Below are 15732 nucleotides of genomic sequence, written 5' to 3'. Positions count from 1 at the left end.
GAGGTGACGAACACCTCCCGGACTGTGCGCCGTACGGGCAGTGCCACGGGGACGGACGTGCGGGCCGGCGCGCCGGGGGGATGCGCCGGCCCGCACGTCACCGCCGCCGCGGACTCCGGCGGCCCGGAGCTGCCGGGACCCGTCCGGAGGCTGTTCCCGCGGGGCGCACGGGGTCGGGTGAGGCCCTTCCGGAGGGCTCCTGAGGGCTCCGGAGGGCGAAACGCGCGGTTCCTTCACGATCGGAGAATGGCCGAATAGTGCCGGTCGGGCGGAGCGTCGGGAAGTGGTCCGACTATGGCCGGATTGCGACTGGTGCGCGAACCCGCCGAGGCGGACCCCGGTTTCGCGTCCGTCTCGCGCAACTCCCGGAAGACTTAATTCCGTTGCAGAGGGATCCTGGCGGCGTGGCCAGGCCTTTGCCAGGGGCGCATGCGCGTCCGGTGTGCGCCGTCCGTACCCCCTCCGTGCCGCCGTTGTCGTGGCAGCATGTCCCGCAGCGGCGTTCCCGTGTCCTGGTGCGCCGGTTCGTCCACAGCCTGTGGAGGCGGCGGTGCGTTGGTTGGTGGGGTGGAGCAGTGTCGCCGCGAGCTTCGGCACCGTGGGCGCGGTCGGCCGCCACGGGGAGGGGCGCACGGTCCAGCCCGTGGGGTCACAACTCCTTTGGGGTGACCCGGATCCGCTGTGGGCGGTGGGTGACTGGCGGCCCGACGAGATCCGCGTCATCACCGTCGCGACCCCCGAGGGCGCGCCCACGACCCGCCTCGCCGTCCTCGGCTGCTGCGGAGCGACCGACGAGCAGCTCAGGATCGGGCTGCTCGCCGCACGCGGAGGGGCGCTGCGCCATCTCACCGCCTGGCCGGGCAGTTACACGGCCGTCGTGCAGATCGGCCGCCGCATCACCATTGCCGGAGACCTCGCCGGAGCCCGCCCCGTCTTCCACACCCCCTGGGCCAACGGCACCGCCTACGCCACCGCGGCCCTCCCGCTCGCCGACCTCATCGAGGCGCAGCTGGACATCGGGCACCTGGCCGCGCTGCTGGCCTGCCCCGAGACGCCGGAGGCGCTGGGCGACGGCACACCGTACGCGGGGGTGAAGCGGATCCCGCCGGGGCACGCGCTGATCCTCCGCGAGGGCTCACGCGAGATCACGGGATACGAGGCGGTGGCCTCCCTCGCCGTGGCGGCCCCGCAGGCCGACCCGGTCAGCGCGGTCGAAGGGGTACGGGACGCGCTGGTCGAGGCCGTACGCGCCCGGCTCACCGCACCCAGGCACGCCCCGGAGACCATGCCGCCCGATCCGGGCCCGGTCCCGGGGATGGGCCCTGCCGAACGCCGCGCGGCGCGCGGCGCGCCCGTGCCCGGCATCGGCGCGGACCTCTCCGGCGGCAGCGCGTCCGCGACCCTCGCCCTGCTGGCGGCCGGGCTGCCCGGACTGCCGGGCACTGTGCTGGGCCATGGCACGGGTGCGGGCGAGCGGCTGCTCGCCGTCACCTTCAACGACCTCTCCACGCAGGGCCGCGAGGACGAGCTGGAGCGGGCCCGGGTCATCGCGGCAAACCCCCGGCTGCACCATGTGGTCGTAGCGGCGGGTGAGGAGGCCCTGCCCTACGCGTCCCTGGAGAGCGGCCCGCTCACCGACGAGCCGGCTCCCTCCCTCGTCGTCGCCGAACGCCACCGGCGCAGGCTGGCGGCGGGGAGCGCGGACCACTTCGTCGGCCACGGCGCACGTCAGGTCCTGGACGCGCACCCCGCACGGCTGGCCGACCTCCTCATGGACCGGCGCAGACGCCATATCCTGCGGCCCGTCGCGGCGCTCGCCCGGGCCGAAGGGCCCTCCCCCCACTCCCTGTTCGTCCCGCTGGCCGTCTACCGCGCAGCCCGCAGACTGGCCCGTACGTCGTACCGCACCGGGCTCGAGACGGCGGCGTCCCTGCTGCCGGACGCCAATCGCGACACCCCCGACCTCGACACCCCTGCGGACGCCTCGCTCGCCTCCCTCGCCTGGTCCCGGCCCGGTCCGGCCGCGCGGTGGCTCACCGGGGAGGCACTGGCGGAAGTATCGGTTCGCCTCCAGGAGGCGGCCATCCGGCCCGCTTCGGTCCAGCGTCCGGGAGACGCCCGCGCCCGTGCGGCGCTGGCCCGGCACGCTGCCGACCAGCGGATCCTGGAACAGGCCGCGGAGATCCGCAGCCAGCGACTGCACGCCCCCTTCCTGGACAACCAGGTCGTACGCGCCGCCCGCGCCCTCCCCGAATCGCTCCGGGTCCAGCCCGGCGCCCGGGCCGCGATCCTGCGCCGCGTGCTCGCGGGTGCCGGCATCCACGACCTGCCGCCCGGCTGGGGAACCCCGTCGCAGGCCACCTCGAACGCGGCCGGCCGCATCGGGCTGCGTACCGCTCTCCCCGAACTGATCGCGCTCTTCGACGCGCCGCTGCTCGCCGACGCCGGTCTGGTCGAGGCTCGCGTCGTACGCAAGGCACTGCGCGCCGCGGCCGAGGGCGAGCCCCTGCCCCTGGACGGCCTGGCCGAGCTGGCGTCCACGGAACTCTGGCTGCGCCGGCTGGTAACCCGCCGGGGCACGTGCTGGACGGGCACGGCTGCCCCGCGCCAGCGGGCGGTGGCGGGCGGCGTGGTCCCGGCCCGCCGCACGCTCCAGCCGTAGCGGGCGGGCACGGACCCGGCAATCTCCGGCCTTGGTGGGCGGGCACGGGCCCGGTTAGTGGGCGGGCCGGCGCTCTCCCCCTGGCGGGCTGCCCGGAACTTCCCCCTGGCGGGCCTGCCCGGCGCTCTCCGGCCGTGGCGGCCCGGCCCGAACAGGAAGCGCGCGCTCCGCCTCGCGGGTCCCGCCGTGCATCCGGTGCGGGAGCCCACCGCGACACAATGGCCCCGTGCGGTATCTGATCCTGGGCGTCACCGAGGCGCGAGACGAGCACGGCGGAGTGCTGCCCGTCGGCGGTACGCGCCTGCGCACCCTGCTCGCCGCTCTCGCCTTGCGCGCGGGCCGCCCCGCCCCCGTGCCCGCGCTGATCGACGACGTATGGGCCGACGAACCCCCGCAGGACGCCCCCGCCGCGCTGCAGGCACTCGTCGGCCGGCTGCGCCGCGCCCTGGGCAAGGAGGCGATCACCGGAACCCCCGGCGGTTACCGGCTCGCAGCCGGTCCCGAGGACATCGACCTGTACGTCTTCGAGCGGCTCGCCCGCCGGGGCGCCGCCGAGCTCGGCTCCGGAGACCCCGAGACCGCCGCGCGCACCCTGCGCGACGCGCTCGCCCTGTGGCGCGGGCCCGCGCTCGCCGACCTCCCAGGAGACGCACACGGACTCCAGGCCGAGGCCGGACGGCTGACCGCGCTCCAGCAGCGCATCGAGGCCGACCTCCGGCGCGGGGCCCTGGCGGGCCTCGTCCCGGAACTCGGAGAACTGACCGCGGCCCATCCGTACCACGAGCCCCTGCACGCCCAGCTGATCCGAGGTCTGCGGGCCGAAGGCCGGCAGGCGGACGCACTCGTCGCGTACGAGACGGCTCGGCGCGCCCTGGCGGACGGCCTGGGCACCGACCCCGGACCCGAACTCACCGCGCTCCACCGGGAACTCCTCACCGCCGGGGATCCCCGCACGGAGGACCCCGGGGATCCGTGGCCGACCGAGGGCAACATCCGCCCCCGGCTGACCTCCTTCGTGGGCCGCGAACCCGAGATCCGCCTCATCCGCTCCGACCTCTCCCGGGCACGCCTGGTCACCCTCACCGGCCCAGGCGGCTCCGGGAAGACCCGGCTGGCCGAGGAATCGGCGGCGGGCCAGGGCGCCTGGATCGCGGAACTCGCACCGGTCGACGATCCCTCCGCCGTCCCGGGAGCCGTGCTCTCCGCCCTCGGCCTCCGCGCGACGGCTCTCCTGCAGGGCGGCTCCCGCGACGGGCACGCCGTGCCCGCGGACCCCACCGCACAACTCGTCCACCACCTCTCCCACCGGTCACGGCACAACCCGTTCCTCCTCGTGCTCGACAACTGCGAGCACGTCATCGCCGCGGCGGCGACCCTTGCCGAGACACTCCTGACGCACTGCCCACGGCTGCGCATCCTCGCCACCAGCCGTGAACCCCTCGGCGTGCCCGGCGAAGCAGTCCGGCCCGTCCACCCCCTGCCGGCGGACCCGGCGCACCGCCTGTTCGCCGAGCGCGCCCGCGCCGTGCGGCCGGACTTCGACCCGGACGCCGTGTCGGCCGGCCACGCGGAAGCCGTCGCCGAGATCTGCCGCAGGCTCGACGGACTCCCGCTCGCCATCGAGCTCGCCGCCGCCCGCCTCCGGCTGCTCACCCCGCGCCAGATCGCGGGCCGCCTCGACGACCGCTTCCGGCTGCTCAGCAGCGGCAGCCGCACCGTGCTGCCCCGCCAGCAGACGCTCCGGGCGGTCGTGGACTGGTCCTGGGATCTGCTCTCCGAGGACGAGCAGACCGTGCTGCGGCAGGTCTCCGTCTTCGCGGGCGGCTGGGACCTGGCCGCCGCCGAGGCGGTGGCCGGCCCTGACGCCGCCGTGCTGCTCGGCGCGCTCGTCGACAAGTCACTCGTGGTCGCGACACCCACCGACGGCGCGGAGATGCGCTACCGCCTCCTGGAGACCATCCACGAGTACGCCATCGAGCGCGCCGCCGAGACCCCCGGCATCCTGGCGGGTGCCGCCGCAGCCCATCTCGCGCACTTCACCGCGCTGGCCGAGGAGGCCGACCCGCAGCTGCGCTCACGGGACCAGTTGGTCTGGATCCGGCGATTGGAGACGGACCTCGACAACATCCGCGCCGCCCTGCACCGCACGGTGTCCTCCCGCCCCTCCGAGCCGGACGCGCTGCGCCTGGTGCTCGCCATGGGATGGTTCTGGTGGCTGCGTAACTTCCGTGACGAGGGCCTGGGCTGGGCCGACCGCGCCGTCGCGCTGGGCGAGGACCCCGAGGCCCCTGACGACCCCCGCTACTGGCCGCGCATGCACGCGCACATGCTCCGGTTCTTCCTTGCCGTGGAGAGCCGTCCGGTCGAACACATCCATGGCGACGAGGAGTTCCAGGACCTGGTCAGCAAGGTGACCGAGGTCTTCAGTGCGGGCGGCCCGGAATCCGTCCGCTTCCCCGGCCTGCTCTGGCCGATGACCTCGTACATGCGCCGCGAGTACACCCCCGACGCGCACGCGACCTTCGACGCGGCCATCGCACACACCCGCGAGCACGGCGGCGACTGGGAGTACGGCGTCATGCTCATGGCTCGTACCCACATGCTGGTGGACACCCCTCGGGGCATGGACGGCATCGACGAGGACATCGCCGAGCTGCGTGCCCTGAGCAGACGGGTCGGCGACCGCTACCTGCGCGCCCAGGTGGCGAGTGCCGTGGCGGAGGCCGGGATGACGCGCGGGAGGTTCGACGAGTCGCGGGCGGCCTACCAGGAGGCGCTGGACCTCGCCCGGGAGGTCGGCGCGCACGCGGAGACGCCCTTCCTGCTGGGGCGCCTCGCCGAACTCTCCTACCGGAGCGGGGACCTGGAGGCCGCGCGCAAGGGACTCGACGAGGCGGAGGCGGAAGCGGAGCGCCGGCAGGTCCGGGACGCCCGTGCCTACGTGGACTACCTACGGGCCGCGATCGCACTCACGGCGGGCGAGATCCCACTGGCGCGCCGATACGCCGACGCGGCACTCGAAGGCCAGGCGTACGGAAGCAGGCCGCCGCAGTTCACGGCCGCGCTCCAGGGGGTGTCGGCGCGCATCAGCGTGTTCGAACCGTCGGGCGGACCCGCCGAGGGGCTGCGCGAGGTGACGGGTGCGCTGGACCTGGCCGTGGCGGCCGGCTGCGCGGAGGTCTTCACCGCCCATCTGGCGGAGGCGGCCGGGATCATGCTGATGAGGCTGGACCGGTTCGAGCAGGCGGCCCGGGTCCTGGCCGCGACCGAGGTGTGGAGGGTGAACGGCCCCCGCTCACCGGTCGAACAGGAAGAGGTCGCCGTGGCGACGGAGCGACTCCGGGACGCACTGGGCCCCCAACGGTACGAAGTGGAGTGCGCAGCGGGCAGCAGGCTGACGGCGGAGGACACGGTCGTCCTTCTGAAACGCATCGCCGGGGAGCTCGGCGGCAGCTGATCAGGCGGTCCGGGTACGGGGGTCCGCCCGGGTCAGCGGCAACTGATACGGGAGTCCGCCCAGTCGGCCAGCGCGACTCCGCCGAGCGTTCCCGAGGGTTCCACCACGAGCCGGATCGTCTCCTGGCCCTCGATACCGACGCTCAGCGGCACGGCCGGCTCACCGCCCCGCACCACGGGGGACTGCCACAGTCGGGATCCGCCGCCGTCGTACACCGAGAAGCGCACGGCGCCGAGGCCCAGGGTCATGTCGTCGACCCCCACCATGGCCTCGTACCGGGTGCACGAACGGTTCAGCTGGACGGTGACCGACGAGCGGGAGTGCGCGGTCACTCCGTGGGCGTACGTCGTGGAGGCGATCGACAGCCCGCTGCGCTGCCAGAACAGGCCCTTGCTCCGCCCGAGCAGGATCTCCGGCCCGCTGTGGTCGCCCAGGACCGAGTACGCGAGTTCGTTCACCTGGTAGACCTCCGGCGCGGGTGCCGGGGTCGGTGTGGGTTCGGGCGGGGTCGGCGAGGGCTTCGGCGTGGTGGGCTCGGGTGTGGGCTCCGGAGCTGGGGGCGTGGAGGCCGGTGCGGGCGGCGGTGTGGGCGTCGGCTCCGGCGCGGGGGGCGGTGCGGGCGCGGGTGTGGCCGCCGGGGTCGGCGTCGGCTCCGGGGGAGCGGACGGGGACGGGGTGACCGGGGCGGCCACCGGGGGCTTGGCCACCGGCTGCGGTTCGGGCGCCGGCCGGTCGTCGCCTGCCATGGCCCACACCAGGCCGGCCGCCGCGGCCATGGCGAGCGTCGCAGCGATACCGGCCTTCACAGGGGCGCCGAGACCTTCCGAGGCGGCGGCGCCACCAGCCGCCGCGCCGCCACCGGAGGACGCGCTGCCCGTGGCCGCGGCCGCGGCACCCGCCGCGGCTCCAGCACCGGCCACGCCGGCCGCACCGCCCGCGACGAGACCTGCCGCCTTGACCGTGTACCCCGCGGCGAACCAGCCGATGACCGCGATCGGCAGCAGCGCGGGAATGCCGGCGTTCACCCGCTCCAGCTCGCCTGCGGCGACCCTGCACTTCGCGCACTCGTCCAGATGCTTGCGCAGCCCGCGTTCGGCCCGGGTGCGCAAGCCGCCGCGGGCGTGGGCACCGAGCCGGTCGGCATAGCGCGCGCAGTCGCCGCCCGCTGTCAGCGACTGGCTCACGTGGGCCTGCAGATAGGCCTGCTTGAGTCCTTCGCGGGCCCGGACGGCCAGGACCGCTGTGGCGTTGGCCGTCAGGCCGAACAGCGGAGCCACCTCGCTCGGCGACTCCTCCTCCACGGTGGTGTGCCACAGCACGGCCTGCCAGCGCTCGGGCAGACTGCGGAAGGCCTGCATGGCCATCGACCGGTCCGCTTCGTGCATGGCCAGGACATCGGCGCCGAGTTCGAGGGTGTCGGCCTCGGACAGTTCGGCGGAGCGCGTGGCCTGCGCGGCGAACACCGCGAAGTCGTCGACCAGATGCTCGCGCTTCGAGCTCTTCGTCCACGCGGCGGCGACATGCCGTACGGCTGTCATGAGGTAGGCCCGGACGGCCTCCTGCGGCCCTTTGCCGCCCCGCACCGCCTGGAGGGTCCGCGCGAACACCTCGGCCGTCAGGTCCTCGGCGGTGTCCGCGTCGCGGCAGCAGGTGTGGGCGTAGCGGCGCACCGCTCCTGAGTGGCGCCGGAACAGCACCTCGTACGCCTGGTCGTCACCCGCTCGCATGCCCTCGATCAGCTGCGCGTCGGACGGTTCGAGGTCTGCGGATCCCACGCGGCCCTCGCGCTGCAGCGGGACGACGTACACGGAGTCGCTGACCCCTCCCGGTTCCCCCGCCGCGTCGACGGCCGGCGGCCAGGGGCCGGGGAGCACGGTGCCACCCTTGGCGCTGTCCTCCGCACGGTCAGGGCCGGAGGGGGTGGCCCGTGACCTCGGCTCCGGTGCCGGGCCCGTCGTGCGTGCGGCTCGGGTGCCTTCGGCCTCCACGCTCCCGCTGCCGCCGCCCGGGGTTTTCGCGACGCCTTCTGCCGGTTCTTCCTGTTGCGCGTCACCGCTCATCGCGGAAGCCCCCGTCATGCGTCCTCGGACCCGTAATACCGGGGCCAGAGTGCCACAGAGCCTTGCCACGGCGAACCCTGGGCGGGGAGGCAACCACTCGTCCGGGGTGTCTTGCCGGACCCGGAGGTGCGACGTCACTCGTATGGGGCAGGAGTAACGGCCCACATTCGCACCGGTGTCCGGGTGGACGGAGCCGCCACCTCTCAGGGCCGTGTACCTGAGCCGGCCCATGGATGCCGGGCCCGGATGCCAGGCACACCGCTACGCGAGCGGGCGAATCATGCGCCCCCGGGCAGCACTTGTCGCACCCGGGCGCATGCGGATGCGTCCGGGCGAGGCCGGCCGCCCCCAGGCGCATGCGAGCGCGTCCGGGGTCGAGACCTGTCGCGCCCGGGCGCAATCAGCCGTGCCTGCTGCCTGCTGCCTGCGCGGGAGTACTGCCGCAAGCGGGTCGACCCACCGACGCGCGCTCGGGCCCGCCCGCACCCGAGCGGCCCGCCCGCACCCGAGCTGGAGCCCGTACGCCGTGCTCGGCTGCTCGCGCCGGAACCGGCCCGCCCGCACCCGAGCGGGTGTTCTGCGCGCAGGGCCGGGCGGGCCGCCGGAGGCGTCGCCTACGCGGGGCGTGAGCGGAGGCCCTCCAGCAGGATGTCCAGCAGCCGCGAGGAAGCGGCGGCCTGGTGAGCGGGGTCCGGCAGGGCCGGCGCCGCCGTGGCGATGACCAGCAGCACATCGCCCACCGTCACATCACCCCGCAGCTCACCCGACTCACGTGCCCGGTCCACCAGCCGGCCCACGACCTCGAGGAGCTCGGTCGCCCCGGGGTCGTCCTGGAGGCCCTCCTCGGCATCGGAGCGCCGCCCCGCCGTCCGGAGCCCGGGCTGTTCCACGCCCTGCCGCTGATGCGGCACGCGGCTCTCACCCTCGGACGCGCCGGTCCCGGATATCGCTTCCTGCTCGTCCGGTCCGGCCCCGACCCGGAGCACCTGCGGCGGCAGCAGCCGCCCCGCACCCGATGCCACCGACGTCCGCAGGAAACGGGAGAGCGCGGACCACGGCTCCTCCTCCTGCCCGAGAGCCGAGCGCGCCTGGTCGGTCAGCCGTGACGTCTCCTCCTCGGCGATCCGGCGCACCAGCACGTCCTTGCTGGGGAAACGCCGGTAGACCGTGCCGACACCCACGCGTGCGCGGCGCGCCACGTCCTCCATCGGCGCCCCGTAACCCAGCTCCCCGAACACCTCGCGCGCGGCGCGAAGGACGTGTTCGAGATTGCGCTGTGCGTCCACGCGGAGCGGGACGGAACGGCTCGTGTCGCCCGACACCGCTGCGGCAGCGACCGTGCCGACAGACCCCAGCCGCGCGTGCCCCTCGGCAGAAGAGGTGACAGCGCTCGGCCCATGCAAATCCTGAATGTGCATAACTTCCCCCGGTTATGACGTCTCCCCCCGGAGACTTCCCCGCCTGTCGGCCGGCGTGTGGACCTTCGTCCGAATCCGACACCCCGACGAGACACGAACATAGTTGAGCCCGGCTCAATTCAGAAGGGGGTAGTTCCGCACGGTGCGCCCCCCGATCGGAGCAAGGAGCGTTCCGGCCCTGCTCCGGCCCCCGCAGGACCACCCTCCCGGCCCATCTGACCTGCGCAGCTCCGAAGTCGCGCGGCGGCCGGGTCCGTCCCGGTGATCGACGAGCTCCGGTCACACAATTTGCCGGGCCTGTGGACAAACTCAGGACTCCGTTGCGTCATGGGATGGTGATGGCACCAGATTCCCGGGGGACGTCCCCCGGCACCCGGCCAAGTGTGCGCATTCTCGTCGTCGGCGGCGGCTACGTGGGGATGTACACCGCCCTGCGGCTCCAGCGGAAGCTGCGGGAGAGACTGAAAAGCGGCGAGGCCGAGATCGTGGTGGTCACGCCCGAGCCCTACATGACGTATCAGCCGTTCCTGCCGGAGGCAGCCGCGGGGTCGATCTCGCCTCGCCACGTCGTCGTACCGCTGCGCAGGGTCCTCAAGCACTGCACGATCGTCATCGGCGAGGCGGAGCGCATCGACCACGCCAAGCGCACCGCCACGGTCACGACGCTCGCCACCGGCGAGGACGGCACAGGCGCTCTGGAGATTCCGTACGACGAGCTGGTCCTCGCTCCCGGCTCCGTCTCGCGCACCCTCCCCGTCCCCGGGCTGGCCGACTTCGGCATCGGCTTCAAGACCGTCGAGGAGGCCATCGGCCTGCGCAACCACGTCATCGAACAGATGGACATCGCCTCGGCCACCAGAGACCCCGCCATCCGCGACGCCGCCCTCACCTTCGTGTTCGTGGGCGGTGGCTACGCGGGCGTCGAGGCCCTCGCCGAACTGGAGGACATGGCGCGCTACACCTCGCGGTACTACCACAACATCAAGCCGGCGGACCTGCGGTGGATCCTGGTCGAGGCGACCGGACGCATCCTGCCCGAGGTCGGCGAGGCGATGGGCAAGTACGCGGTCAGGGAGCTGCGGGGCCGCAACATCGACGTGCGGCTCGACACCCGGCTCGACAGCTGTGAAGGGCGCGTCGCCGTGCTCAGCGACGGCTCGAGCTTCCCGACCCGGACCCTGGTCTGGACGGCCGGCGTGAAACCCGCCCCGATCCTCGCCGCCACCGACCTCCCGCTGACCGAGCGCGGCCGGATCCGCTGCACGGCCGCGCTGCGGGTCGAGGGGGTCGAGCACGCCTGGGCGGCCGGCGACGCGGCGGCCGTTCCCGATCTCACCTCGTCCGAGCCGGGCACGGAGACCGCACCGAACGCCCAGCACGCGGTACGCCAGGCCAAGGTCCTCGCGGACAACGTGGCCGCCGCACTCGCGGGCCGGCCCGCCGAGGACTACCGGCACTCCTACGCCGGGTCCGTCGCCTCGCTCGGTCTCCACAAGGGCGTCGCCCATGTCTACGGCCGCAAGATCAAGGGGTATCCGGCCTGGCTGATGCACCGCGTCTACCACCTCAGCCGCGTACCCACGTTCAACCGGAAGGCGCGGGTCCTTGCCGAGTGGACGCTCGCGGGACTGTTCAAACGCGAGATCGTCTCCCTCGGGTCACTCGAACACCCGCGCGCCGAATTCGCTCTCGCCGCCGGTGGACACGCGCAACCGAACCCTCCGGACGACCGCCGTCCGACGAAGGACGGCCCGCCGGGAACATCGGGCTGACGCCACGCCAGGCACCCCGGGTTCCCCTGGAGAACGGCCGTGATTCAGCGGTCGGACCCGCAGCCGTAGGGCAACTGTCAGTACGGTCGGTCACACTGGACGTGTGACCATAGGTGTGCCCACACCTGCGCAGAGTGACCCGGCGGGCAGTCACCTACAGTGACCGTCAGCGAGATCAACCGCGATGAAGGCCCGGCTGCGCATTCCGGGAGTCCGGCCCCGCCGCTTCTACCAGGGGAGAAGCAGCGGGACCCGGCACAGGACCGGCAGACGAAGCAGCTCGCCCGAGCGGACCAGACCGACACACGAGGCCAGAATTTCCGTGAACTTCACGCGCTGGAGTGCCCGCCTTCCCGGAACGCAGCGCCGAGCCGCCGCGCGGGACGAGCACGGTTCCGTACCCGCCGCCCGGGCCGAGGTGCCGTCCGCGGTCACGGCCCTGGACGCCCCCTCGGAACCCTCTGCCCCTGTGCCCGGCAGCTCTCTGGAGGGCCTGCCCGCCCGTGAGCTCCTCGGCCGGCTTCCCGCCCCCGTGGCACTGCTGCACGGCCCCGATCACCGCATCAGTTACGTCAACGCCGCCTACACCGCGGCCTTCGGCCCCCGGCCGTGCGGCGCACCCGCGGCCGAGGCGATGCCCGAGCTCAGCGAGCTCAGCCTGCTGCCGCTCCTGGACCAGGTCCTGCGCAGCGGCACCCCGCGTACGGTCAAGTCCCGCAAGGTCCTCGCCGGCAACTCGTACACCGTGACCTGCACCCCCGTGGCGACCGATGACCCGGACGGCGGAGCGGGCGTCCTCGTCTACGCCACCGATGTCACCGACCACGCCGAGGCTGCGGAGCGGCTGCGCGCCAGCGAACGCCGCCACCGCGAGACGGCCGTGACCCTCCAGCGCTCCCTGCTGCCGCAGGAACTCGAACAGCCGGACGACCTGCGGATCGCCGCCACGTACCAGCCGGGCGGAACCGACGCGGCGGTGGGCGGCGACTGGTACGACGTCATCACCCTGGGCGCCGGGCGTACGGCGCTCGTGATCGGGGACGTGATGGGACGCGGGGTGCGGGCCGCCGCCGTCATGGGCCAGCTGCGCACCGCGGTCCGCGCCTACGCCCGGCTCGACCTTCCGCCCCACGAGGTGCTCCAGCTCCTCGACGTCCTGGCCGCCGAGATCGACGCCAGCCAGATCGCCACCTGTGTGTACGCGGTGCACGATCCCAACGAGGGGCATCTCGTCTACGCCTCGGCGGGCCATCTCCCCATCCTCGTGTGCCACGAGGACGGCACGGTCCACCGGGCGGAGGACCCGACAGGACCACCCCTCGGCACGGGCGGCTGGCTCCACACCTCCGGATCGATCGCGCTGCCGCCCGGTTCCACCGCGGTGCTCTACACGGACGGGCTGGTCGAACGCCGCAGTGAGGACATCGACGAGGGCGTCGCCTCCCTGGAGCGGGCCCTGTCCGGTGCCAAGGGCTCACCGCAGGTGGTCTGCGACAGACTCATCCGCTCCCTGGGAGTGACCGCGGAACACGACGACGACGTCGCGGTGCTCGTCGTCCAGCACCCCGCCCGCACAGGCACGAGCGCCGAGCTCTTCCACAACGCCTCGCTCGAACTGCTCGGCGGTATCGAGGCGGCGCCCCGGGCCCGGGCTTTCGCCACGGGCGTGCTGGCGTCCTGGCGCTTCCCCGTGGAGCTCTGCGATCGAGGTGTCCTCGCCGCGAGCGAACTGGTGGCGAACTCCCTCCAGCACGGGACACCGCCCATGCGGCTCGGCCTGCGCCGCACGGACCGGAGGCTGATCATCGAGGTGACGGACGGGGACGACCACCTGCCCCGCAGGCGCCGCGCCGAACCCGCCGACGAGGCGGGACGCGGCATCTCCATCGTGGCGAGCATCGCCTCGTCCTGGGGCAGCCGCCGTACCCCCGGCGGGGGCAAGGCGGTCTGGTGCGAGTTCTCGCTGCCGGGCTGAGCCCTCTCAGCGCACGGCGGCGGAAGCGGCGGCGGACTCGCTCTCCGGGAGGGAGACGGCGACCACCCGGGACGGCGCCGCCGAGAGCGGCGCGTCCTGGACGGGAGTGAGCTGCCGACCGAGCTTCAGCGCCAGCACGGTGATGCCCAGGGAGAAGAGCACGAAGGTCACGATGTACGGCCCGTGCAGCGTCGCCCCCATGGGCCCGCCCACAGCGGGACCGACGGCCAGCGCCAGCTGCTTCACGAGGGCGAACGCCGAGTTGTACTGACCGACCATGGCCTCGGGCGCCAGATCGGCGACCAACGGGGCGACCGTCGGCGACAGCATCGACTCACCGAGGCCGAACAGGGCGTACGTCGAGATCATCGCCGCGGTGGCCATGGTCTGGCTGCCGTCACCGAGCCCCGCGTAACCCGCCACGATCCAGGCGAACGCCCAGATCAGCCCGACCCACGCGATGACCCGGCTACGGCGCCGGCGCTCCACGAGACGGAGCACGACGAACTGCGCGACGACGATGACCGCGGTGTTGGCGGCCAGCGCGACACCCAGGGTCGACGGGGCGATTCCGGCGGCCTCGGTGCCGTACGCGGCGAGGCCGGACTCGAACTGCCCGTAGCAGGCGAAGAAGATGACGAAGCCCAGCACGCACAGCTGCACCATCGCCCTGTGGGAGAGGAGTACCCGCAGCCCGCCCTTGGGGCCGGCACCCTCGACGGACGCGGTACCGGGGAGGGAAGGGGCGCGGGGCATGCGGACCGTCGCCGCGACGACGCCGAGCACCAGGAACATCGCCGCCTCGATCAGGAACAGCATGGTGAAGCTCGACGGGCTGCTGACGTCCACCAACTGACCGCCCACGAGACCACCGATGCCGAGGCCGAGGTTCTGAAGGAAGAACTGAGTGGCGAAGGCACGCGTACGCGTCGCGGCGGTGGAGCACCACACCAGCATGGTCGCGAGCGCCGGCTGCATCACGGCGGTACCGGCACCGAGGACGGCGGCGGAGAGCACCGCCGCGGTCACGCTGCTGGAGACCCCCAGGGCGCAGGCACCCACGGCGGCGGCACCGGCGGCGACGATCAGCACCGGCAAGGGGCCGCGCCGGTCGATGGCCCGTCCGGTGAACGGCAGCACGGCCAGCGCGGCCATGGCGAAGACAGCCAGCACGACGCCTGCCGTACCGGCACCAAGATCCCGCACCTGCGCCACGTAGACGTACAGATACGGGACGGTGAATCCGAGACCGAACGCGCTCAGCGCGCTGCCCAGCTGGATCCGCCGCAGCGCTGCACCCATCTCCCTGGTCACACTCACCTACCTCAGACATGAAGTTCGAACAACACAGACTCGTAGACTTTAACACTAAACTTAGATGCTGAACTCTTCAGGTCGAAGGACTTCGATGGCGATGAAGAGCGTGCGATACTCCCGCCATGTCTGACACCACCGAGCAGCCCGAGCTCCAGGAGCCGAGCCTCGACGAGCAGATCGCGGCCTACCAGCGCGAATTCCGGGACCTCGACCCGCAGGTCGAGCAGATCGTCTCCGCGCTGGGCCGGCTGAACCGGCGGATGAACGTCGCGTACGGCAGGCAGGTCGCGACCCTGGGCATCAGCAACGCGGAGTGGGAGGTGCTCAAGACCCTCGTTCTGTCGGGCACCCCGTACCGTCTGGGGCCCGGCGAACTCGCCAAGCGCCTCGGGCTGACCCCTGCGGCGATGACGCACCGCATCGACCGCATGGCGGGCGAAGGCCTGGTGACCCGGGACCGGGACGAGAACAACCGGGTGCGCGTCATCGTGGAGCTGACCGACGAGGGCCGTACGAAGTGGCTCGAGGCGATGCGGATGGCCACCACCTTCGAGGAGGACCTCCTCCAGGACCTCTCGGGCGACGAGCGCGGAGCACTCGGCGAGATACTGATCCGCCTTCTGCGGCGCGTGGAGCATGAGCAGCCGGACGCCGGCGGCAGGCTCACCGACCTTGACTGACGGGGGCTAGGGAGGGGTTGACACGACCTTCCCGTATCCGTAAGGTTCTTCGAGTTGTCACGGAGCCGGTACGGTCCGGCGGCAACCGATCCCGCCGCGAACGCGGCAACCAAACTCAGCACGATCTCCCATCGGGGAGAATTTCGGCATGCCCGGAATTCAATTCGAAGGCTCGATTATGAGCTGCCGGGAGAATCCGCTAGAGTTTGAGCGTCGGAACGGCCCAACAGCCGGGATGGCAAAACCCGCTGACTGGGAATCAGGCCCGAAAGGATCTGATAGAGTCGGACTCGCCGGAAAGGGAAACGCGAAAGCGAAGAACTGGAAAGCGAAACAAGCAGTAACCCGCTTCGACCGGGAATCGGACACGAAAGAGTCTGATAGAGTCGGA

Annotated in this window: 9 protein-coding genes; 6 read left to right on the top strand and 3 right to left on the bottom strand. The window is 72.8% G+C overall.

Annotated features, from left to right (window positions below):
- Positions 1–550 precede the first annotated feature (550 nt).
- Positions 551–2662, top strand: coding sequence for an asparagine synthase-related protein (locus tag ABZY45_RS20010; RefSeq protein ID WP_356741655.1), 2112 nt, complete (start codon positions 551–553; stop codon positions 2660–2662).
- 226 nt (positions 2663–2888) lie between these two features.
- On the top strand, positions 2889–6119 hold the full coding sequence (locus tag ABZY45_RS20005; RefSeq protein ID WP_356741653.1) for a BTAD domain-containing putative transcriptional regulator: 3231 nt from the start codon (positions 2889–2891) through the stop codon (positions 6117–6119).
- A gap of 32 nt (positions 6120–6151) precedes the next feature.
- Here ABZY45_RS20005 and ABZY45_RS20000 read toward each other — a convergent pair whose 3' ends face one another.
- Complete coding sequence (locus ABZY45_RS20000) at positions 6152–8179, bottom strand: sigma-70 family RNA polymerase sigma factor (protein ID WP_356742065.1); 2028 nt, start codon at positions 8177–8179, stop codon at positions 6152–6154.
- A 614-nt stretch (positions 8180–8793) separates the two neighbouring features.
- Complete coding sequence (locus ABZY45_RS19995) at positions 8794–9597, bottom strand: helix-turn-helix domain-containing protein (RefSeq protein WP_356741651.1); 804 nt, start codon at positions 9595–9597, stop codon at positions 8794–8796.
- A 338-nt stretch (positions 9598–9935) separates the two neighbouring features.
- On the opposite strand from ABZY45_RS19995, the gene ABZY45_RS19990 reads away from it, so the two are divergent.
- Together ABZY45_RS19990 and ABZY45_RS19985 are read left to right on the top strand one after the other, a co-directional pair.
- Complete coding sequence (locus ABZY45_RS19990) at positions 9936–11369, top strand: NAD(P)/FAD-dependent oxidoreductase (RefSeq protein ID WP_356741649.1); 1434 nt, start codon at positions 9936–9938, stop codon at positions 11367–11369.
- A 322-nt stretch (positions 11370–11691) separates the two neighbouring features.
- Complete coding sequence (locus ABZY45_RS19985; protein ID WP_356741648.1) at positions 11692–13344, top strand: SpoIIE family protein phosphatase; 1653 nt, start codon at positions 11692–11694, stop codon at positions 13342–13344.
- Positions 13345–13350: 6 nt separating this feature from the next.
- Here the strand turns inward: ABZY45_RS19985 and ABZY45_RS19980 are convergent, their stop codons facing one another.
- Positions 13351–14646, bottom strand: coding sequence for an MFS transporter (locus ABZY45_RS19980; protein ID WP_356742064.1), 1296 nt, complete (start codon positions 14644–14646; stop codon positions 13351–13353).
- 137 nt (positions 14647–14783) lie between these two features.
- On the opposite strand from ABZY45_RS19980, the gene ABZY45_RS19975 reads away from it, so the two are divergent.
- The gene (locus ABZY45_RS19975; RefSeq protein ID WP_356741647.1) at positions 14784–15341 is read left to right on the top strand and encodes a MarR family transcriptional regulator; all 558 of its coding nucleotides are present in this window, start codon (positions 14784–14786) and stop codon (positions 15339–15341) included.
- A gap of 148 nt (positions 15342–15489) precedes the next feature.
- Positions 15490–15732 (top strand): hypothetical protein (locus ABZY45_RS19970; protein ID WP_356741646.1); only part of this gene is annotated, 243 nt, incomplete at its 3' end.

It is taken from the genome of Streptomyces sp. NPDC006516 (assembly GCF_040611875.1).
Taxonomy (GTDB): domain Bacteria; phylum Actinomycetota; class Actinomycetes; order Streptomycetales; family Streptomycetaceae; genus Streptomyces.
The sequence above is the reverse complement of the archived record's forward strand: the minus strand, read 5'-3'. Positions and strand labels throughout refer to the sequence as shown.